The sequence below is a fragment of the Streptomyces sp. NPDC001634 genome, from assembly GCF_040298185.1.
Lineage (GTDB): Bacteria > Actinomycetota > Actinomycetes > Streptomycetales > Streptomycetaceae > Streptomyces.
The window spans coordinates 1-19,659 of the sequence record NZ_JBEOZU010000131.1; the positions used below are offsets into that span (position 1 = coordinate 1).

The window sequence follows — 19,659 nt, forward strand, 5'->3', positions numbered from 1 at the left end:
CCCTGCCCCCGCTGCCGTTGGTGGGGGGTGGGCCCCTCACCTGCCCCTTGGTGGCGCCCTCCCGGCTGCGGTCGGGGGGGGCGGCCCCGCCGCCCCCCCCCCCCCCGACTCGGAGGCGTAACCGTCAGCCGCCGCCGGCCGTCAGCTGCTGCCGGTCTTCTGCGTGAGGTCGTAGAAGGTGGCCGAACCGACCGTCACCTTCTTGAAGTTCTTCTGGACCCACGAGCTGATCTGCGAGGAGACATTGGAACCGCCGCGGCTGTTGCCACCGCCACCGAAGCCGCCACCGGAGATGAAGTAGTGGATCCTGCCCTCCGCCACGTACTTCTGGAACTGGGCCGGCGTCGGGGACGGGTCGCTGCCGTTGAAGCCGCCGATCGCCATCACGGGGTCACCGGTGGCGAGCTGGTAGCTCGCCGCGTTCTGGGAACCGATGGACGCCGCGACCCAGGTGTACTTCCCCGCGTCCGTCTCCAGCAGCTTCTTGGCCGCGGAGCTGACGTTGGCGCCGTTGAGCAGGCCGCCGATGCCGCCGCCACCGCCCATGCCGCCGGTGCCCATGCGACCGCCGGGGCCGCCCTGCTGGTTCTGGCCGGTGCCGTTGCCCTGCTGCTGGTTCTGGCCCTGGCCGGTTCCGTTCTGGCTCTGGCCGTTCTGGCCGTTCTGGCCGGGCATTCCGCCGCCGGGGAAGCCGCCCATGCCGCCGGTGCCGCCGCCCGGGAAGCCCTGCCCGCCGTTCTGGCCGTTCTGGCCCTGGGCATTGCCGTTGCCGTTCTGCTGGTTCTGGCCCGGCATACCGCCGCCGAAGCCACCGCGCATACCGCCACCGCCGGGGCCGCCGCGACCGCCCATCATGCTCGCGCCCGCCGGACCGGCCGTGACGATCGAGCCGGTGTGGCCCTGGTTCACCGTGGTCACGGTGTACGCGGTCGGGCCGGCGAGCGAGGCCACGATGCCCAGGCCCACCGCCGCGAGGGCCGCCTGCCGCCCGAGCCGGGCCGCGAAGATCAGGCCGAGGGCGCTGACCAGACCGCCGATGAGGACGAGCCACTTCAGCCAGGGCAGATAGTCCGGCGTGCGGTTGAGGAGCACATACCCCCAGGCCGCGGTCGTCGTGACGGTGCCCGCGAGCGTGAGCGACACCCACGTCTTCGACCGCTCCTCCCACAGGACAGTGACGCCCATGCCGACCAGGGCGGCGATGTAGGGGGCCAGGGCCACCGTGTAGTACTGGTGGAAGATGCCGGCCATGTAGCTGAAGACGACCACGGTCATCAGCAGCGATCCGCCCCAGGCGAGGAACGAGCTGCGGACCAGGTCCGTCCGCTTTCCCTTGCGGGTGAGCACCAGGCCCGCGACGAACAGGATCAGCGCGGCCGGGAGCAGCCACGAGATCTGGCTGCCGATCTCGGAGTTGAACATCCGGTTCCAGCCGGTCTCGCCCCACATGCCGGTGCCGCCACCGCCCCCGCCGCCACCGACGCTTCCCGTCTCGTCGCCGTTGATGCGGCCGAGGCCGTTGTAGCCGAAGGTGAGTTCCAGGAAGGAGTTGTTCTGCGAGCCGCCGATGTACGGGCGGGAGGACGCGGGCCACAGCTCGACGATCGCGACCCACCAGCCGCCCGCGACGACCAGCGCGAGGGTCGACAGGGCCAGCTGGCCGAGCCGCTTCTTCAGCGTCACCGGCGCACAGACGCCGTACACGATCGCCAGCGCGGGCAGGATCAGGAAGGCCTGCAGCGTTTTCGTCAGGAAGGCGAAGCCGACCGCGACGCCCGCCCACACCAGCCACTTGGTGCGGCCGTCCTCCAGGCCCCGGACGACGAAGTAGACCGTCAGTGCCATCAGCAGCGCGAGCAGCGCGTCCGGGTTGTTGAACCGGAACATCAGCGCCGCTACAGGGGTGAGCGCGAGCACGGCGCCCGAGATCAGTCCGGCCGCAGGGCTGAACCGGCGCCGGACGGCCGCGTACACCACGGCGACCGTGAGGACGCCCATGATGACCTCGGGGACGAGGATCGCCCATGAGTTGAGGCCGAAGATCCGCACCGACAGGGCCATCGGCCACAGCGAGGCCGGGGGCTTGTCGACCGTGATCGCGTTGCCCGCGTCCAGCGAGCCGAAGAAGAACGCCTTCCAGGACTTGCTGCCGGCCTGGACGGCCGCCGAGTAGAAGGAGTTGGCGTACCCGGAGGCGCTCAGGTTGTACAGGTACAGCAGCCCGGTCGCGAGCAGCAGACCGAGGAACGCGGGACGAACCCAGCGGGGGTCCTCGGGCCGGCCGCGCCAGAGTCTGTGCACAAACGGCTGCTTCGGCTCACCGGCCTCGGGGGCCGGAGCCGGCGGCACGGCCGCCGGCTCCTGCACGGCTGTCGACTGGGCCGACGGCGGCCCCCAGTGGGAGGGCCCCGCGCCCCCCTCGTAAGTCGTCCGGTCGTAGTGAGTGGTCATCGCGGGTTCCTCGGGTCGGTGTCCTGCGGGCGCACCGGCTGCAGTGGCATGGTCGCGTCCCTCCAGATGGTGCTGTCCGCGGCTTCACCGGCGCGGAACGGGTCCGTGTCGTACGGGGACTGGGGCGCCGTGCGGCGCTGGGGCAGCGGCTGGCGCTGCTGGTACGACTGGTCCTGCTGGTATGGCTGACGGGGCTGGTACTGCTGGTCGTACTGGGGCACCGCCGTGGAGCAGGTCGGCGAGAACCGGTGGTGGGCGCCGAGGGGATCGGGGTCCGTCCGGGAGCTGTCGCTCCGGTCCGGGAACACCCAGGCCCTGAAGAGCAGGAACCGCAGCACCGTCGCCGCCAGGTTGGCGGCGATCAGCACCGCCAGTTCCGTGGAGTGCGAGGGATTGCTCGTCGCCGCGTTCAGGGCGGCGAGGGAGCCGCTGGTGAGGGCGAGGCCGATACCGAAGACGACCAGGCCCTGCGCCTGGTGCCGGACGGCGCCGCCGCGGCCGCGCACCCCGAAGGTGAGCCGGCGGTTGGCCGCCGTGTTGGCTATCGCCGAGACCAGCAGCGCGAGCGCGTTGGCGATCTGGGAGCCCGAGAACTGCCGGAAGACGCTGTAGAGCAGCAGGTAGAAGAGGGTGGACAGACCGCCGACCACACAGAAACCGACGAGCTGGCGGGCCAGGCCCTTGGGGACGTTCGGCAGCTCGCGGTCGCGCGGATCGTCACCGAACGGCCGGGCGAGCCGGTCGAGCGGCAGCGAACCGGTGGCCAGCGCCTTGCCGATGCGCAGCACACCCTTGAGGTCGTCGGTGGCCGTCTTCACGATGTGCACCGTGGAGTTGGGGTCGTCGACCCAGTCGACCGGCACCTCGTGGATCCGCAGGCCCGCGCGCTCGGCGAGGACCAGCATCTCGGTGTCGAAGAACCAGCCGGTGTCCTCGACCAGCGGCAGCAGCACCTGCGCCACCTCACGACGGATCGCCTTGAATCCGCACTGCGCGTCCGAGAAGCGGGCCTGCAGCGAGCCGCGCAGGATGAGGTTGTACGCACGGCTGATGAACTCGCGCTTGGGGCCGCGTACGACACGGGAGGTACGCGCGAGCCGGGAACCGATCGCCAGGTCGGAGTGGCCGGAGATCAGCGGCGCCACCAGCGGCAGCAGCGCGTTGAGGTCGGTGGACAGGTCCACGTCCATGTAGGCGAGGACCGGGGCGTCCGAGGCGGACCATACGGTCCGCAGCGCCCGGCCGCGGCCCTTCTGCTCCAGCCGGAAGGACCTGACCTCCGGGATCTCCGCCTCCAGCCGCACCGACACCAGGGGGGTGGTGTCCGTGGACGCGTTGTCCGCGATCGTGATGCGGAACGCGTACGGGAACGTGCGCTTGAGGTGCTCGTGCAGTCTGAGCACACATGGCTGGAGGTCCTTCTCCTCGTTGTAGACGGGGATCACTACGTCCAGGACAGGCGTACCGGCGTCGCCGGCCGGGAGGTGCTCCCGCGCCGGCAGGGTGCCGGGAGAAGAGTCGGTTCGCATGGGAACGACTCTGGTCAGGTGCCCTGTTGCACCCATGTGGTGGCGCTGTGCTGTACCTGTGAGTGCCGTTGCCAGTTCGTTTCGGGGCCGGGCGTGGGCACATACGGGGTGAGCGCCGGCAGATGCACGGTGAACACCGTCCGTCCGGGAACGCTGTCGACGGTCACCGCGCCGCCGTGCGCCGTCGCGACGGCCTGCACGATGGCGAGCCCGAGTCCGGTCGAGCCGGTGGACCTGGAGCGCGCCGAGTCACCGCGCGCGAACCGCTCGAAGACATGCGGAAGCAGGTCCGGCGGAATGCCCTGACCGTTGTCCTGGACGTCCACGCACAGCCAGGGACCGCGCCTCTGCACGCGTGCCGTGACCGTCGTACCGGGCGGGGTGTGCGTCCGCGCGTTGGCGAGCAGATTGACGAGCACCTGCTGGAGCCGTGCGGCGTCGGCCGACACGAGCGCCGGATCGTCGGGCAGTTCCAGCCGCCAGAGGTGATCGGGTCCGGCCACGCGCGCGTCGCTGAGGGTGTCCACGACGAGCGGTACGAGGTCGGTCTGCTCGAACTGGAGCGGCCGCCCGGCGTCGAGGCGCGCGAGCAGCAGCAGGTCCTCGACGAGCAGGGTCATGCGCCCGGCCTCGGACTCGATGCGCTTCAGCGCGTGCCGGGTGTCGGGGCCCTGTTCCTCCCGTCCCCGCCTGGTCAGCTCGGCGTACCCGCGGATGGAGGCGAGCGGTGTCCGCAGCTCATGACTGGCGTCCGCGACGAACTGCCGTACGCGCATCTCGCTCTGCTGCCGTGAGTGCAGGGCGCCGTGGACATGGTCGAGCATGCGGTTGAGGGCGGCACCGACCTGTCCCACCTCGGTGTGCGGATCGGTCTCGGACTCGGCGACGCGCTCGTTGAGGGTCACTTCACCGGTGTGGAGCGGGAGTTCGGAGACCCGGGTGGCCGTCGCGGCGACCTTGCGCAGGGGCCGCAGGGCAAGACCGACGAGCACGGAACCGGCGATACCGGCGGCGCCGAGACCGGCGGCGGTGACGCTGACCTCGACGATGATGAGGGTGTCGATGTTGTCGGTGACGGACCGGGTGGGAAGGGCGACATAGAAGTTGCCCCGCATACCGTGGACGTACGCGACGCGGTACTCGCCGAGCCCCGGGAGCGTGACGGTGTGCAGCTTTTCGTCACGTGGGACGGTGGCGAGCGCGGCCGTCTGCGCCTGTGACAGTTCGACGGCGTTCATCTTCTCGAAGCCGCCGCTGGTGGAGGAGACCTCCTTGGTGATGACCGCCTTGCTGATCGCACCGTTGGAGTCGACCTGGGCAGCGACGGTGTCGGGCTGAGTCGGGCCCATGGTGGCGAAGTCGGTCAGCCGGTCCCTCGCCGAGCCGGTGCCGGAGGAGTTCGCCGACGCGTCACGGTTCGGATTGGAGGGAGCCAGATTGTCCTGGCCCACGCCGCCCGGGTTCCGCGGCGGACCCGAGGCCCGCTTCGCGGTATCGGCGACCTGCCCGTCCAGCTGCCTGTACAGGTGCTGCCCCAACGCGATGGTCGTCACCGTACCGATCACGGCACAGACCACGGCGATCAGAGTGACCGCGGAGACGACGAGCCGTGTCCGCAGCGTGCGCGGCTTTCGTCCTCGCTTCTGCACACGCGGCCGTCGTCGCCTGCTCATGACGCCGCGGGCTTGATCAGGTAACCGGCGCCCCGCCGAGTGTGGATCATCGGCTCACGACCGGCGTCGATCTTCCGCCGCAGATACGAGATGTAGAGCTCGACGACGTTGGCCTGGCCGCCGAAGTCGTACGACCACACGCGGTCGAGGATCTGCGCCTTGCTGAGCACGCGGCGCGGGTTGCGCATCAGGAAGCGGAGCAGTTCGAACTCGGTGGCAGTGAGGTGGATGCTCTCACCGGCCCGCGACACTTCGTGGCTGTCCTCGTCGAGCGTGAGGTCACCGACGACGAGCACGGAGTCGGAGCGACGGTCGGCGGCACCGGACCGCCGGATCAGCCCACGCAGCCGGGCCACGACTTCCTCGAGGCTGAACGGCTTGGTGACGTAGTCGTCCCCGCCGGCGGTCAGACCGGCGATACGGTCCTCGACGGCGTCCTTGGCGGTGAGGAACAGGACGGGCACGTCCGGCAGCTCGCGCCGAAGCCTCCCCAGAATGGTCAGACCGTCCATGTCCGGAAGCATCATGTCCAGGACGACGGCGTCGGGCCGGAACTCGCGCGCGGTCTGAATCGCGCCCTGCCCGTCACCCGCGCTGCGGATCTGCCAGCCCTCGTAGCGGAGGGCCATGGACAGAAGCTCGGTGATCGACAGCTCGTCGTCCACCACCAGCACTCGGACGGGGCTCCCGTCCGGCCTGAGCAGTTCGGTGCGCCCCTGGGGCGAGGTCGTGGTCATGGTCGACACCTTGTCGGGGTCCTCTGAGAGCACCCTTTCACCTATCTGTGATTTCCCTGAGAAACACACAGGCGCCTCTCAGGGAACTCCTGGGAAGATCGTGGAATCGCCTGCTTTCCGGGGTTGGTGACCTCGCTGCGGGGCGGAGATGAGACACAGATGAGCAGCCGTTCTCATGAACGGGCTGTGCACGGGCTGGGAGTGACGGGGCCTCACGGGCGGCCGGGCCCTGGTCCCGGCCCTGCCTTCCCTCAGCCGTGCGCCCGCTCGAAGGTGTGGCTGCGCTCGACCTTGGCGACGTGCAGCGTGTACGTCTCGTACCAGTGCGCGCGCCCGTGCTTCTGGGCCGCGCGATGCTCCAGATTGCTCCGCCACTCCTCGATGGCGGCCAGGTCCCGGAAGTACCCGACGGTGATCGACAGCCCGCCCGGCGTCCGGGCGTGGTCCATCCCGAGGTAGCCGGGGATCTCCTTGACCAGCTCCTCCAGCCGATCGGAGGTCTCTCCGTATCCGTTGTCGCCCTCGGTCCGTACGGAGGTGAAGACGACGGCGTAGTACGGGGGTTCATGGGCGGCGACAGGTGCAATGCGGTGATCGCTCATGTCATTACGATCGGCCGCGGCCGCACACCCTGTCCACATCCTTGCCGAACGGGATCCGAAAGGGATCCATCTCTTGACCGTCGCACCCCACGGCGGGGCCGGGACTCGAGTCCTCCGGGATCCTCGGTACCTCCGGGGTCCTCGGCTCTTCCGGATCCTCGGTACCTCCGGGGTCCTCGGCACTTCTGGGTCCTCGGTACCTCCGGGGTCCTCGGCACTTCTGGGTCCTCGGTACCTCCGGGGTCCTCGGCTCTTCTGGGTCCTCGGGTCCTCCGGGGTCCTCGGCTCTTCTGGGTCCTCGGGTCCTCCGGGGTCCTCGGCTCTTCTGGGTCCTCGGGTCCCTGCGGCTCAGAACAGCCCGTCCTGCACCGTCGGCTCCCCCAACTCCCTTACAAGTACCGTCACTTCGTCCCGCCCCGCGGCTGTCAGCTCCCACCCCGTCATCAACCGCGTATCCAGTACGAGAACCCCGCTCCCGGTGGCCAGATGAAGATCGGGCCCGACGGCGGCCAGCACGTCCCCGCTCACCACCCCGCCGGCGACCAGCTCGCTCACCACACCGTCCGCGCGCGGCAGACCGTCGAGCCCGAACACCCCGCTGTGGTCGACGGCCCCGAACGGCGCCCGCTCCAGCGACTCCGGCCAGCCGTCGAGCGCCACCGCCCGCGCATGCAGCTCCGCCAGCTCGGCGACCCGCTCCCCGGCCGACGGCAACGCCGAGCGCACCGCCCGCTTGTCGGCGTACGGAATCCGGTCCGGCACCCGCAGCGCGGCCCGCAGCAGCTCCTCCGCGCGCCGCGCCGCCATCAGCGGCCCGTGCCCCAGCCAGCTGAAGGAGACGGCACCCTGTTCCAGCAGCCGTGCCGAGCCGCGCTCGACCGCGGTGATCCCGACCTTGACCATGCCGGGCCCGAACCAGGCGAGGTAGACCCGATACGGCCGCGGGTCGTCGGCGACGGTATCGGCGGCGACGGAATGCGCCCGGTCGAGGCGCGCACACTCGTCGCACCGCGCGCCGGTACTCCGCCCCGACACCTCGGCCCGCACCGGACACCCATGTCCACGAGCCCCCACACAGGTCCGCACACCCCCCGCCACGACCGCGAAGGCCACCCGCTTCCCCCGCTCCAGAGCACTGCGCCGCCCGCCTTCCCACCCCAGCACGGGCCCGCCGTCGCCCCACCGCAGCCCCGTACATCTCCACACCTGAGTCATTGCTCTCGAGAGTAGGGGCGACCACCGACAACGCGGGATGAGCCACGAGCCCGGGGCGTCAGCCGACGGGCTCAGCGCTCCCCACCCGCGGCTCGGGAACGGCCCCGTCACGGGCCACCACCGCACCACCCCTGGGATGCCCCTCACGCGCGGAGAGGTCCCGCACCCGCCACCCCCACTGATCGGCGGATCGCCACTCCTTCGTCACCCGCCGCCCCGACCCCAAGGACCGCCGCCGTGATGACTCAGTCACCGGAGGAACTGCGGAGGCCCGGGGGGGGCGATGCCACCCTCCGGGCCTTCCGTTCAGCAGCCACACCGGTCCGATCAGTAGGCATCCCGGTCCGATCAGCAGGGGTCCCGGCCCGATCAGTAGGCGTGCCGGTCCTGCTTCCCCGTCCAGGCCGCGTAGGCCTCCGCACCCATCTCCGGGAGGATCTGTTCGATGTGGATCCGCCGCTGTTCCAACGGCCTCTGGAAGTCCTCGTACTGATAGACGTCGTCGAAGCCGATCTCCCGAGTGGCCTCCAGGTCGCAGCTGAAGTAGACGTCGTCGATGCGCGACCAGTAGATGGCGCTCATGCACATCGGGCACGGCGCACCACTGATGTAGATCGAACACCCCTGAAGCATCCGGGCCCGCTCGGGAACCGGATCGGGGGACCCATCGGGACGCGGCACGTACTCGAGGGTGCTCTCGTTCTGGTGCTCCTCCGAGATGGTGGGTGCCTCGGGGTTGAGACGCTGAATCGCCTTGTGGATGGTTTCCATTTCGGCATGCGCAGTCGGGTCGCCGGTAAGGAGTACTCGGTTCTGCCCACGGGCGACGATCTCACCGTCCTGGGTGAGGACGGCGCCGAACGGACCACCCCAGCCCTTCTGCACCGACTCCGTGGCCAGCCGTACCGCTTCCGCCATGAACTCCTTGTGACCCATGTCACCCTCCGTTCCCCGTTCCACGCCGATGCAGGTGTCGCCCCTTCCGACCCTTGCCCCGTTTGTCCGTTAAGTTCCTTTAGGATTAGGCTACTCCGTATGGACGCCAGCGCAAACCGCGATCGGGGCGGAGCCGGAGCCACCGTCGTGACCTCCCAAAAGGTCGTCGCCGGCTACGAGGAGGACTACAAACGCTGGCAGGAACAGGTGAATCGGGCCGTACGGGACTTCGACGGCTTCGAGGGAACGGAGCTGTATCCGCCCGAATCCGAAGAGGACAACCAGTGGGTCGTCGTCTTCCGCTTCGCGGGCCTCGACCAGTTGAGCGCATGGCTCCGGTCGGGAACGCGCCGGGAACTCCTCCACGAGGGCCGTGAACTGTTCGAGGAGGAGCCCTCGCAGGAGGTTCTCAGCGGCGGGGAACCGGCCCAGCAGGCCGTGACGGCGGTCGTCTCCCACGAGGTGAAGCCGGGCCGGGAGCGGGACTTCGTGGCCTGGCAGGACAAGACCCTGAAAACTCAGGAGAAATACCCGGGATTCATGGGGTCCGAGCTCTTCGCTCCGGTGGAGGGAATCCAGGACCGCTGGGTGGTCGTCTTCCGGTTCGACACGCGCGAACACCTCGACCAGTGGCTGAAGTCGGAGGCCCGCAGAAAACTCCTGGACGAGGGGCGCCACTACTTCGCCACCTACGACGTACGCGAGATCGCATCGGCCTTCAGCGGATGGTTCCGCTTCGGCAAGGGGGAGCAGGCGGGCGTTCCGCCCAACTGGAAGCAGGCCATGTCCGTGCTTCTCGCGCTCTATCCCACCGTCATGGTGCTCAACCTCACTGTGGGCCGTGCCCTCACAAATGCGGGCGTCCCCGGATACCTCGGCCTCTTCATCAGCAACGTGCTGAGCGTCGGGATTCTGACCTGGGTTCTGATGCCGATGGTCGTCAACCGCGCCTTCTCCTTCTGGCTGTCGCCGGACCGGCCACGTTCGCGCCGTGTCGACGTGGCGGGCGCAGCCGTGGTGGGCTTGTGCTACGCGGTGCTCATCACGATCTTCGGCCTGACGACTTGACATCATCAATCAAATCAACTGAATCATCAATCAACTGAAGTGAATCAGCGGCTTGATGATGTTGTCGGCCCTGGCCTCCATCATCCCAAATGCCCGTTCGACTTCCTCGAAGCCGAACTCATGGGTGGTCATGGGCGTGGGGTCCACCCTGCCGTACTCCATCAGCCGGAAGATGCGGCGCAGACGCTCCCTGCCCCCTCGGTTCAGTCCGCCGTAGACCTGTTTGTCGGACATCCCGTAGCCGAACGGCTCCAGCGGAATCTTCAGCGGTTCGGGCACCTCACCGTGGTAACCGACATTGGAGATGCGGCCCCCCGGCTTGGTGACGCGGAACGTCGCCTCCCAGGTCCCGGGCGTCCCCAGCGCCTCGATGGCCGCATCGACGCCCTGGCCCTCCGTCAGTTCGAGAATGCGCTCGACGGGATCGCACCTGGTGTGGTCGACGATCACATCGGCACCGAAGTGACGGGCCAGTTCCTGCCGTTCGGGCCGCGACTCGACCGCGATGACCAGACCGGCACCGCGCAGCCGGCATCCGATGGTGGCCGAAAGGCCCACTGCTCCCTGGGCGAAGACGGCGACCGTCTGTCCGAAGTCGAGTTCCGCGTGTTCGGCGGCCACGAATCCGGTCGACAGCATGTCCGTCGCATACAACGCCTGGTGGTCCGACAAGGTCTCGGGAATCGGAGCGAGATTCGCCTGTGCGTTGTTGACGAGGAAGTACTGAGCCATGCTTCCGTCCGTTCGGACGGTGAACCTCGCTCCGCCCAGCATTCTGCCTTCGCACTGCGAGGAAAGTCCGCGCTGACAGAATTCGCACTGAAAGCAGGGCGTGACCCCGCCCACCGCCACCCGCTCGCCTTCGGACAGTCCTTCGACGGCGGAGCCGAGCGCATGGACCACACCCACCGCCTCGTGTCCCAGGGTGACATCGGGGGCGACCGGGATCGCTCCCCTCACCGTATGGACGTCGGAGGTGCAGATCATGGCGGTGGTCGTACGCACCACGGCGTCATTCGGTCCGGGCTCCGGAACGGGTTTGTCGAGAACGGCGACCTCGCCGATTTTCCTCATGACGAAGGATTTCATGGTGTCAGTGGCAATCTCTGCTGGCCACGAGTCGTTTCGGCACGGGCTGCGAGGTAATCTGGACAGGCCCAACTGTCGTGCCTCATCACCGAAAAACGCCTCTACAGCGTCATCCACAGCGGCAGTCTCCGCAACTTCTCCGTCCTGAGGACGCGAGAAAAGCAGGCGGTGCCGAGGCAAGGAGCACAAGGTGATGAGCCGGCGCACGCAGATTCCCGGTCTCGGGGGAATGCTGGTACGGCGGGACGACCCCCAGTACGAGGACATCCGCAGGACCATGGTGTGGAGCGAGCTCACACCGGCACGGTTCCCGGACGTCATCGTCCGCCCGGCCTCGGCCCGTGATGTCGTGGAAGCCATCCGCCTGGCCCGGTCCGAGGGGTTCCAGGTCGCCGTGCGGTCGGGGGGACACAGCTGGTGCGGGTCACCCCTGCGCGACGGAGGCATGCTGGTCGACCTGTCCGGGCTTCAGGCGTACACCGTCGACCCCGTCTCCGCCACGGCGACGGTGCAGCCCGGCGTCACGGGCCGTGCGCTCACCCCGGAGCTCGGCCGGCACGGGCTTGCCTTTCCCACGGGCCACTGCGGGTCCGTCGCCGTGGGCGGATACCTGCTCAGCGGAGGGCTCGGCTGGAATTCCGGGGCCCGCGGGCCGGCATGCGCCGACGTCCTGGAGATCGAAGCCGTCACCGCGGACGGCGAGGCGGTCACCTGCAGCGAGCGAGAGCACCCCGACCTGTTCTGGGCGGCACGGGGAGCGGGTCCCGGCTTCTTCGCCGCAGTCACCGCCTTCCGCCTCCGGCTGTATCCGCATCCCGGCGCGATCACGAGCACCACATGGGCCTTCCCCCTCGCAGACGTCGCCGAGGTGACGCACTGGGCCACCGGGCTGGCATCCGGGCTCTCCCCGAACGTCGAGCTGAGCTTCTGCCTTGCCACGGCCGACCCCGGCCCGGCGCCGGGCCCCAAAGTGGTGACCGTCAACGGGACCGCCTTCGCCCCGTCGCGACAAGAAGCCGACGAGTTCCTCGAACCGCTCCGGACCTGCCCCCTCGCCGAGCGCGCCCTCTCCCGGCAACTGGACCAGCCGATGACCTTCGAGACCCTGTACGACGCCTCCGCCCCCCTGTGGCCTCCGGAGCACCGCTACGCGGCGGACACGCTGTGGTCGGACGCCGGCTTCCCCACACTGCTCGGGCGGCTCGCCGAGGCCGTCGACGCCGCCCCGTCGAGCAGATCGCTGGTCCTCGCACCGGTCTCACCGGCCGCCCGTCCGGACCGCGACATGGCCTTCTCGGTGCTCGGGGAGAGCTATGTCGTCCCCTACGCCGTCTGGGACGATCCCGCCGAGGACACCGCCAATATCCGCTGGTTGCGTCAGGCCATCCATACCGTCGAACTCCTGGGCACGGGTCACTACATCGCCGAGACCGACCTCACCGCCGCAACGACCCGCGCCCGTCGGTCCTTCACCCCCGACGACTGGCAGCGCCTGCAGGCCCTCAAAGCGCAGTACGACCCCGACGGCGTCTTCTGCTCCTACCTGTCACCGAGTGACGCCACAACGTAGCGTTCCCACCTGAAACGCCGGAGGCCCGGATCGGTCCGGGGCCTCTGTTCCGGGCCATGGCAACCGTTCTGGGTCATGGCAACGCCTCACCGCGCCCGGTGCCGCCGCTGAACAGACCCTCAGCGAGGAGATCCGCGACCTTCGACGCCTCGTCACTTACACTGTCGCCGTCACACAACGTGAGGGATCATGTGAGAAGCGTGAATGACGAAACACAAGGAAGGCCGCGGCGCCACCTCGTGCTCCGCGGATCACTGATCGCCGCGCTCGTCATGCAGTCCGCTGCGCTCATCTCCCAGCAAATGCAGATCGACGATCTGCAGGCTCAGCACATCGGCGACCTTCAGGCAGAACACATCGTGACCGGCCCCTCCGGCCCACCCGGCCCCCCCGGCCCGCCCGGCCCCCCCGGCGAGAAGGGCAGGGACGGAAAGGACGGCAAGGACGGACAGGACGGGCGAGACGGGATCGGGGTTGCCGGGAAGGACGGCAAGGACGGCAAGGACGGCACGGACGGCAAGGACGGCACGACGGTCGTCAAGCCATCGCCGAGCGGGTTCCGCCACCGTCAGGACCCCTGGGACAGAGCCATCTCCGGCGACTTCCCCGACATTCAGAGTTCACCTTGACGGCGGAGGTCTACGCGGAAGCGAGCGAGCAGGAGGTCCGGGCCGCGCTCGCAGTGCTGTCCGAGCAGGTGTTCTCCGTCCTTGAAGAGTCGAGGTGGTCTACCGCGGCAGGTACGCCGTGGTGACCGGAATGGATCCCAGGAGTCGGTATCCGCAAGTCTTCCCCCCGACTTGGACGGTGCCGTCGTAGAAGCCGCGCGTTGCGCCCGAGGGGTAGTCGACGGTGAGCTCCAACGTGCGGGTGGTGAGTCCGGAAAGGTTCCCGAGAACGGCATCGCCGCCGACCCATTGGGCAGAAGACGCCTTGGTGGCTGCCTGCCAGGTCATGATCAAGTGATGCCACGTCCCGCCGTTGGACTTCCACCAGACCATGGGCGCCGACAGGATTCGAACCTGCAACCTTCCGATCCGTACTCAGGCGCCTGCAGCAGCCGTTGCCTCGGCCTCCGGGCTCACGGTGTCAGAGGTGTCATTGAGACCGAGGCGGAGGTGTTCCACGTGGTAGATGGCCTGGTCCAGAAGTTCAGCGACATGGTTGTCGTAGAGCGAGTACACCACTGAGCGGCCCTGGCGGGTGCCGACAACCAGGCCGAGGTTACGCAGCAACCGCAGTTGGTGGGAGCAAGCTGACTGTTCCATGCCGACTTCGGCCGCCAGTTCGGTCGCCGGCAGAGAGCCTTCGCGCAGCCGGGCGAGGATGAGCAGCCGTGACGGAGTCGCCAGCGCCTGAAGGGTGGTGGCGACCTTGGCGGCATTCGCGGCGTCCAGCCGTGCACGGGGGACGCTTCCGGCTGGCTGTACGGCTCCATGACCCATGCGCCCATGCTACGGCACCTCACATGAATGCATGAACGCCTCTTCACTCATTCCTGTTACGGTGGCGGGGTCGGATCGTCACGCTCCCCCTGTGAAGGACCCCGCCTCCATGTCTTCCACTCTCACCCGCCCGGCTGTGTCCGGTGCTGTCCGCGAGGCAGTGGCGCCTCAGCGGCGTACGCGGATCTTTGCCTTGCCCGAGGCCCGGTGGGCGACGACTGCCCTGGTGTTGTTCCTGGTCGCGCTGCCGCTGTATCTGTCCGGGGCACCTGCGTGGTCGTGGGGGCCGTTGTTCGCGGCTGTCTACGTCACCGGTGGCTGGGAGCCAGGCTGGGCCGGGTTGCAGGCGCTGAAGGACAAGACCCTGGACGTGGATCTGCTCATGGTCGTTGCCGCACTCGGGGCGGCGGCGATCGGACAGGTGCTCGACGGGGCCCTGCTGATCGTCATCTTCGCTACCTCGGGTGCACTGGAGGCGATCGCCACCGCCCGCACGGCGGACTCGGTGCGCGGTCTGCTCGACCTGGCCCCCACCACCGCCACACGTCTGATGGACGACGGCGGCGAGGAGACCGTGCCCACCGAGGAACTGCACGTCGGTGACACGATCCTGGTGCGACCCGGTGAGCGGGTCGGTGCCGACGGGCGGGTGCTGGACGGTGCCGGCGAGGTCGACCAGGCCACCATCACCGGTGAGCCGCTGCCGGTTGCCAAGGAGGCCGGGGACGAGGTGTTCGCCGGCACCCTGAATGGCACCGGCGCCCTGCGGGTGAAGGTCGAGCGGGACCCGTCCGACTCGGTGATCGCCCGGATCGTGGCCATGGTCGAGGAAGCCTCCGAGACCAAGGCACCGACCCAGCTGTTCATCGAGAAGGTCGAACAGCGCTACTCCCTGGGCATGGTCGCGGCCACGGTGACACTGTTCGTGCTGCCGCTGCTGTTCGGCGCTGATCTGCAATCCACGCTGCTGCGCGCGATGACGTTCATGATTGTCGCCTCGCCGTGCGCGGTGGTGCTGGCCACCATGCCGCCGCTGCTGTCGGCGATCGCCAATGCCGGACGTCATGGAGTGCTGGTGAAGTCGGCCGTGGTCATGGAACGACTCGGCCAGGTGAACGCGGTGGCACTGGACAAGACCGGGACCCTGACCGAGGGCGCCCCGCGCGTCACCGACATCCGCCCGCTGACCGGTTCCGGCCTTGTCGAGCAGGAGCTGCTACGTCTGGGGGCTGCGGCCGAGCACCCCAGCGAGCATCCGCTGGCTCGCGCCATCGTGGAGGCCGCCCGCACCCGCGATCTGGACATTCCTGTGGTGGAGGACTTCACCTCCGCTCCAGGTACGGGCGTCACTGCGACGGTGGCCGGTCGTAAGGTCGCGGTCGGCAGCCCCGCCCGTCTCCTGAGCGGCAGCAGCAACCCGGCCATCGCGGTCGCCGCCGGTCTGGAGGAGCAGGGACGCACTGCGGTGCTCGTCACGGCTGACGGCACGCCGGTGGGTGTGCTGGGCATTGCCGATCGGCTGCGCGAGGAGGCTGCCGCCACCACGGCCGCGCTGGGCCGTCTTACCGGCGTCGCTCCGGTGCTGGTCACCGGTGACAATCCGCGCGCTGCGGCTCGGCTGGCTGACGAGGTCGGCATCACGGACGTGCGCGCTGGTCTGCTGCCGCAGGACAAGGTCGCCGCCGTCAAGCAGCTGGAGCGGGCCGGCCGGAAGGTGCTCATGATCGGCGACGGTGTCAACGATGCCCCCGCACTGGCCGCCGCCCACACCGGCATCGCCATGGGCCGCGCCGGATCGGACCTCGCTCTGGAGACCGCCGACGCCGTCGTCGTACGCGACGAGCTCGCCACCATCCCGACCGTGATCGCGCTCTCCCGCCGCGCCCGCCGCCTGGTGGTGCAGAACCTGGTGATCGCCGCCGCATTCATTACCGGCCTGGTCATCTGGGACCTGGTCGGCGACCTGCCGCTACCGCTGGGTGTCGCCGGACACGAGGGCTCCACCGTCATCGTCGGCCTCAACGGTCTGCGGCTGCTCGCTGACGGAGCATGGCGCCGTGCCCGCGCCGAGATGAACCGGTGAGCGCCGCTTGCTCAACGCCCTGGGTGGACCGATCTCGCCGTGGCCGCCGTGGTCATTGACCGCCAAGAGGTGCAGATGATGTGGCGGCACCGCCAGAGGCCCTGTGGATCACTCCACAGGGCCTCTGACATGCTGCGCACTCGGCAGGATTCGAACCTGCAACCTTCTGATCCGTAGCTCTACAGAGATCGGTCAACGGGGGTCATAGAGGCCGCTGTACGGTCCCTCGGAGTCGCTGTCGGTCATGGTCGGTTGCTGTGGTTGCTGTACTCCGCTGCTGTACCGCAACGCTGCGGCCCGTCCCGTAGGGCTGAAGGTCGGCCACAGCTGATGTGGCTCAGCCTGTGAGAGCCGGTCGACCCCATCACTCTGCGGACACCTGCCAAGACCGATCTGCCGAAGCTCGGGCCACTTCGGCGTCGTACTGACCGGCGTCGAAGTGAATGTCGGGGGCAGCGCTTCGTCCCCGGGCACCTGCCAGTCGGACCACTTCACGATGCCCCTGTGCCGTTGTACGAACACCGAGAGGTAGCCGCAACAACCGCCCGTACACTCGGGCTCCCCCAACACCACGCGTCCCCCTTCTCCGGTCGCCCACAGCGGGCTACGACCGTTGGCGGGCAGCGCCTCTTCCGCAAGCGGGCCACGGCCTCCCTCGCCGACCGACTGCCTCACCACATCCTCGCCGTCGATCCACAACCGCAACTGGGCGGCCCACCGGGACCCTGGCGCCAACACCCTGACCTCAAGCCGGTTGAACATCCGATCACCCTGGCGAGAGTCTGATACTGATCTCCTCATCGTCCACGAAGCCAACCTAGCTCCCCGGTAGGCGGTGTCTTCGACCAACCGAGACAGCCGAAGCCCAACACTCTTTCCAACTGTGGTGGTGGGGCGTTGGGGTGCGTACGGGGGCGTTCACCTGGGTTCACGGGCGGTCGGCAGCTGATGGAGAGCGGAGCACTGGACTCGTCTGAACGCCAGTGAACGCAGGTGAATGAGACGGAAAGTGAGACGGACGATCGGGGACCCTGTGGCGTCGTCATCGCAGGAACGGTAGTCGCCGGCGCCGTGTGCCTGCTGGTCGACCCGGCAGCCGTGCATAGCGGATCACGGATGCTGGACTGGCGGTACGGATCCAGACTGGGGTCCCGACGATGATGCGTTGTGCTCCGAGCATGTTTCCCAAAAGGTTCCAACGGCTCTCGGTGAGCACGACGTCGGTGTAGACCTGAGCAAACCACTCACTGTCATCTGCGTGGGCGAGCGTGTATCCACGCGTCCAGGGGCGACCATCGTGGTCTTGTTCTGTGCCGATGGAGCCTTGGTTCAGTGCGATGTTCAGCGCTTCCACGGATAGCTGCTCGGGATCGTCCCACTGAGACGTGTTCCTGGTGCCTCGACTCTCCAACAGCTCCGCGATGGCATACCAGGCGGATGAGAACCACCCTGCTGCGGGGGCATCTGCTGGGCGAAGTGCTCGCCCGGGGAAGTTGTCCATGCTGCCGAAGAGCACAAGGTCGACCTGCTGGCCTACACCACTGGTCGTCCTGATGTGGAACATCGCCCCCTTGTCCCGCTCCGGTCCACCGATGAACCTGGCGATGTGGACCCGACCGACACCCTTGGCGAAGCGAGCAGGAGGTGGGGAGTTGAGGAAGGAGGCCGCTTGGGCACCGATGACCTTCTCGATCTTGCGTGCCTTTTCGCGACGGGTCAGGTCGCCTCGGTCTCTGTTGCCGACTTCGGCCCCGATGCCTTGAAGGGCCGCCTTGAGGGTCCAGTTCAGTTGACCGGCCAACTTGATGCCGTTGTCAGATGCGATCTCGGCAATGCGGCGTTCTGACCAGTACAAATAGCTGCCCGCGTGGCCTCTCCGGACCATCTGTTCTCCCTCTCCCGCGGCCCCAGTCCGCAGCGTATGCCTACAACAACGTCGGCGCGGTGACGTTGAGCTCTTCACCGTTGGAACCAGTGAAGCGGCATGACAGGAGCAAGCCGAGGGTGTGGAGAAGCCCTGAGCTTGGGAAGCTAAGGGGATCTAGACGAGTAAGTCCGAAGGCTTGGTCAGTGGTCGTAGGCGGTCAGTGAGCTCTTTCAGCGGCGCCGCTCCAGGGTGAGGACGGCCTTGGCGATTGACGTCATGCGGTTGGGGCTGCATCGGGCTCTGCGGAAGATTCGCCAGGATTTGAGGCGGGCGATTCCGCGTTCGACGGGTGCGCGGGCTGCGGACAAGGCCCGGTTGGCCGTCTGCTCGGTCGGGGTGAGTTCGCCTTGGGGCGGCCGGCGTTTGGGAGTGGTGACCCACTGGCCCGCGCCGATGTAGGCCATGTCGGCGAGGATGGGGACGCCCTGGCGCTCGCAGATCCTGATGATCTTGTGGGTGCGGGCGGCGGTCAGATCGTGCGTTCGGCCGGGCAGGGCGGGTGAGAGCCACAGGGTACGACCGGCCGGATCCGTGATGACCTGCACGTTCACGCCGTGCCGTTTGTGCTTCGTCGAGTAGTCCGCGCGCCCGTCGCCGACCCGGTCGCACTCGGCGAGTGTGCCGTCCACGAGAACATAGTCGGGGTCTGTCTCGCGCAGGACCTTCAGCAGGCCCGGCGCCTTGTCAGCCAGGTGCTCGACGACGGTGGTGACGTACGCGTGGGCGGTGCCGACGGAGATACGGAAACCCGCGACGAGTTGAGCCAGGGAGTCGTGTCGGCGCAGGTACGCGAGAGCGATCACCGCACGCTCGGACGGCCGGAGTTTGCAGCGTCGGTCACCCTCACGGGTGACGATCAGCATCGTCACCCACTCCACCAGTGCGTGCGGCAGGTCGAGTGCGGCAGGATACGGGACCAACAGGGCTCCTGAGCTGGAGAGTTGAGACCTAGACACCTCTCTCAACGGCACGGGAGCCCTGTCCGTTGCCTACGGTCCCGCGGTCACCCGTCCGTGGGCCACCCTGAAAACCCTCAGTGATCGGGTGATGGCTCGGCCCGTGTTGCGGTTGTGCCAGATTGCGGCCGTCATGGCCAGGATGCGTTGTCCGACGCGGGTGAGGACCCCGGCCGGGGTCCTCGCTCCGTGGCGTTCGAGGTCGAGTTGGCCCTTGAGGGTGTCATTGACCGACTCGATGAGCGGGCGGATGGGCTTGAGCAGGTGTTCGCCGGGCCGGGGAGTGAGGTTGCGGTAGGTCGGCCGCAGCAGGGTCAGGCCATGCTCGGCCATGAAGGCGTCGAGGTGCTTGGACACGTAGCCCTTGTCGCCGACGAT

General features: G+C 68.3%; 16 protein-coding genes and 1 pseudogene. 4 read left to right on the plus strand and 13 right to left on the minus strand.

What is annotated here, in order from left to right; translation table 11 throughout:
• Positions 1-141: 141 nt before the first annotated feature.
• The 7 genes from ABT186_RS44145 to ABT186_RS44175 all read right to left on the minus strand — a co-directional run bounded on the left by ABT186_RS44145 (position 142) and on the right by ABT186_RS44175 (position 9,143).
• Positions 142-2,451, minus strand: a complete 2,310-nt coding sequence (locus tag ABT186_RS44145) for a glycosyltransferase family 39 protein (RefSeq protein WP_351930011.1) — start codon at positions 2,449-2,451, stop codon at positions 142-144.
• Positions 2,448-3,980, minus strand: a complete 1,533-nt coding sequence (locus ABT186_RS44150; protein WP_351930013.1) for a bifunctional glycosyltransferase family 2/GtrA family protein — start codon at positions 3,978-3,980, stop codon at positions 2,448-2,450. Before ABT186_RS44150 ends, ABT186_RS44145 begins: the two co-directional genes overlap by 4 nt.
• 14 nt (positions 3,981-3,994) lie before the next feature.
• On the minus strand, positions 3,995-5,653 hold the full coding sequence (locus ABT186_RS44155) for a sensor histidine kinase (protein ID WP_351930015.1): 1,659 nt from the start codon (positions 5,651-5,653) through the stop codon (positions 3,995-3,997).
• Complete coding sequence (locus tag ABT186_RS44160) at positions 5,650-6,390, minus strand: response regulator transcription factor (RefSeq protein WP_351227269.1); 741 nt, start codon at positions 6,388-6,390, stop codon at positions 5,650-5,652. Before ABT186_RS44160 ends, ABT186_RS44155 begins: the two co-directional genes overlap by 4 nt.
• A gap of 251 nt (positions 6,391-6,641) precedes the next feature.
• A complete protein-coding gene (locus ABT186_RS44165; RefSeq protein WP_351227271.1) occupies positions 6,642-6,992 on the minus strand; it encodes an antibiotic biosynthesis monooxygenase family protein in 351 nt (116 codons plus the stop codon).
• Positions 6,993-7,340: 348 nt separating this feature from the next.
• Positions 7,341-8,207: a DUF2797 domain-containing protein gene (locus ABT186_RS44170; protein ID WP_351227273.1), complete on the minus strand. Its 867-nt coding sequence runs from the start codon at positions 8,205-8,207 to the stop codon at positions 7,341-7,343.
• 369 nt (positions 8,208-8,576) lie between these two features.
• Positions 8,577-9,143, minus strand: coding sequence for a nucleoside deaminase (locus ABT186_RS44175; RefSeq protein ID WP_351227275.1), 567 nt, complete (start codon positions 9,141-9,143; stop codon positions 8,577-8,579).
• Positions 9,144-9,242: 99 nt separating this feature from the next.
• Here ABT186_RS44175 and ABT186_RS44180 point away from each other — a divergent pair, with 99 nt between their 5' ends.
• Positions 9,243-10,211, plus strand: a complete 969-nt coding sequence (locus tag ABT186_RS44180) for an antibiotic biosynthesis monooxygenase (RefSeq protein ID WP_351930017.1) — start codon at positions 9,243-9,245, stop codon at positions 10,209-10,211.
• Positions 10,212-10,241: 30 nt separating this feature from the next.
• Here ABT186_RS44180 and ABT186_RS44185 read toward each other — a convergent pair whose 3' ends face one another.
• The gene (locus ABT186_RS44185; protein ID WP_351227279.1) at positions 10,242-11,507 is read right to left on the minus strand and encodes an NAD(P)-dependent alcohol dehydrogenase; all 1,266 of its coding nucleotides are present in this window, start codon (positions 11,505-11,507) and stop codon (positions 10,242-10,244) included.
• On the opposite strand from ABT186_RS44185, the gene ABT186_RS44190 reads away from it, so the two are divergent.
• Positions 11,494-12,870 carry an FAD-binding oxidoreductase gene (locus ABT186_RS44190; RefSeq protein WP_351227281.1) on the plus strand — a complete coding sequence of 459 codons (1,377 nt, stop codon included), beginning with the start codon at positions 11,494-11,496 and terminating at the stop codon, positions 12,868-12,870. The two genes, ABT186_RS44185 and ABT186_RS44190, sit on opposite strands and share 14 nt — an antisense overlap.
• Positions 12,871-13,109: 239 nt before the next feature.
• Complete coding sequence (locus tag ABT186_RS44195) at positions 13,110-13,499, plus strand: hypothetical protein (protein ID WP_351227283.1); 390 nt, start codon at positions 13,110-13,112, stop codon at positions 13,497-13,499.
• 99 nt (positions 13,500-13,598) lie between these two features.
• Here the strand turns inward: ABT186_RS44195 and ABT186_RS44200 are convergent, their stop codons facing one another.
• Both ABT186_RS44200 and ABT186_RS44205 read right to left on the minus strand, forming a co-directional pair.
• Entirely contained in the window at positions 13,599-13,826 is a 228-nt protein-coding gene (locus tag ABT186_RS44200) for a hypothetical protein (protein ID WP_351227285.1), read from the minus strand.
• An 87-nt stretch (positions 13,827-13,913) separates the two neighbouring features.
• The gene (locus ABT186_RS44205) at positions 13,914-14,315 is read right to left on the minus strand and encodes an ArsR/SmtB family transcription factor (protein ID WP_351227287.1); all 402 of its coding nucleotides are present in this window, start codon (positions 14,313-14,315) and stop codon (positions 13,914-13,916) included.
• A gap of 109 nt (positions 14,316-14,424) precedes the next feature.
• On the opposite strand from ABT186_RS44205, the gene ABT186_RS44210 reads away from it, so the two are divergent.
• Entirely contained in the window at positions 14,425-16,398 is a 1,974-nt protein-coding gene (locus tag ABT186_RS44210; protein ID WP_351930019.1) for a heavy metal translocating P-type ATPase, read from the plus strand.
• A gap of 1,042 nt (positions 16,399-17,440) precedes the next feature.
• Here the strand turns inward: ABT186_RS44210 and ABT186_RS44215 are convergent.
• From ABT186_RS44215 to ABT186_RS44225, 3 genes and pseudogenes are all read right to left on the minus strand, one after another.
• On the minus strand, positions 17,441-18,283 hold the full coding sequence (locus ABT186_RS44215) for a hypothetical protein (protein ID WP_351227291.1): 843 nt from the start codon (positions 18,281-18,283) through the stop codon (positions 17,441-17,443).
• Positions 18,284-18,495: 212 nt separating this feature from the next.
• Positions 18,496-19,245, minus strand: coding sequence for a transposase family protein (locus ABT186_RS44220; protein ID WP_351930021.1), 750 nt, complete (start codon positions 19,243-19,245; stop codon positions 18,496-18,498).
• A 69-nt stretch (positions 19,246-19,314) separates the two neighbouring features.
• A pseudogene (locus ABT186_RS44225) lies at positions 19,315-19,659 on the minus strand (IS982 family transposase); the annotation flags it as partial.

Bases quoted from the DNA above. Each gene is read 5' to 3' on its own strand.
- ABT186_RS44150 (WP_351930013.1), bottom strand. From the start codon at position 3,980: ATGCGAACCGACTCTTCTCCCGGCACCCTGCCGGCGCGGGAGCACCTC.
- ABT186_RS44205 (WP_351227287.1), bottom strand. From the start codon at position 14,315: ATGGGTCATGGAGCCGTACAGCCAGCCGGAAGCGTCCCCCGTGCACGG.
- ABT186_RS44210 (WP_351930019.1), top strand. From the start codon at position 14,425: ATGTCTTCCACTCTCACCCGCCCGGCTGTGTCCGGTGCTGTCCGCGAG.
- ABT186_RS44180 (WP_351930017.1), top strand. From the start codon at position 9,243: ATGGACGCCAGCGCAAACCGCGATCGGGGCGGAGCCGGAGCCACCGTC.
- ABT186_RS44215 (WP_351227291.1), bottom strand. From the start codon at position 18,283: ATGGTCCGGAGAGGCCACGCGGGCAGCTATTTGTACTGGTCAGAACGC.
- ABT186_RS44155 (WP_351930015.1), bottom strand. From the start codon at position 5,653: ATGAGCAGGCGACGACGGCCGCGTGTGCAGAAGCGAGGACGAAAGCCG.
- ABT186_RS44170 (WP_351227273.1), bottom strand. From the start codon at position 8,207: ATGACTCAGGTGTGGAGATGTACGGGGCTGCGGTGGGGCGACGGCGGG.
- ABT186_RS44165 (WP_351227271.1), bottom strand. From the start codon at position 6,992: ATGAGCGATCACCGCATTGCACCTGTCGCCGCCCATGAACCCCCGTAC.
- ABT186_RS44200 (WP_351227285.1), bottom strand. From the start codon at position 13,826: ATGACCTGGCAGGCAGCCACCAAGGCGTCTTCTGCCCAATGGGTCGGC.
- ABT186_RS44160 (WP_351227269.1), bottom strand. From the start codon at position 6,390: ATGACCACGACCTCGCCCCAGGGGCGCACCGAACTGCTCAGGCCGGAC.
- ABT186_RS44145 (WP_351930011.1), bottom strand. From the start codon at position 2,451: ATGACCACTCACTACGACCGGACGACTTACGAGGGGGGCGCGGGGCCC.
- ABT186_RS44175 (WP_351227275.1), bottom strand. From the start codon at position 9,143: ATGGGTCACAAGGAGTTCATGGCGGAAGCGGTACGGCTGGCCACGGAG.
- ABT186_RS44190 (WP_351227281.1), top strand. From the start codon at position 11,494: ATGAGCCGGCGCACGCAGATTCCCGGTCTCGGGGGAATGCTGGTACGG.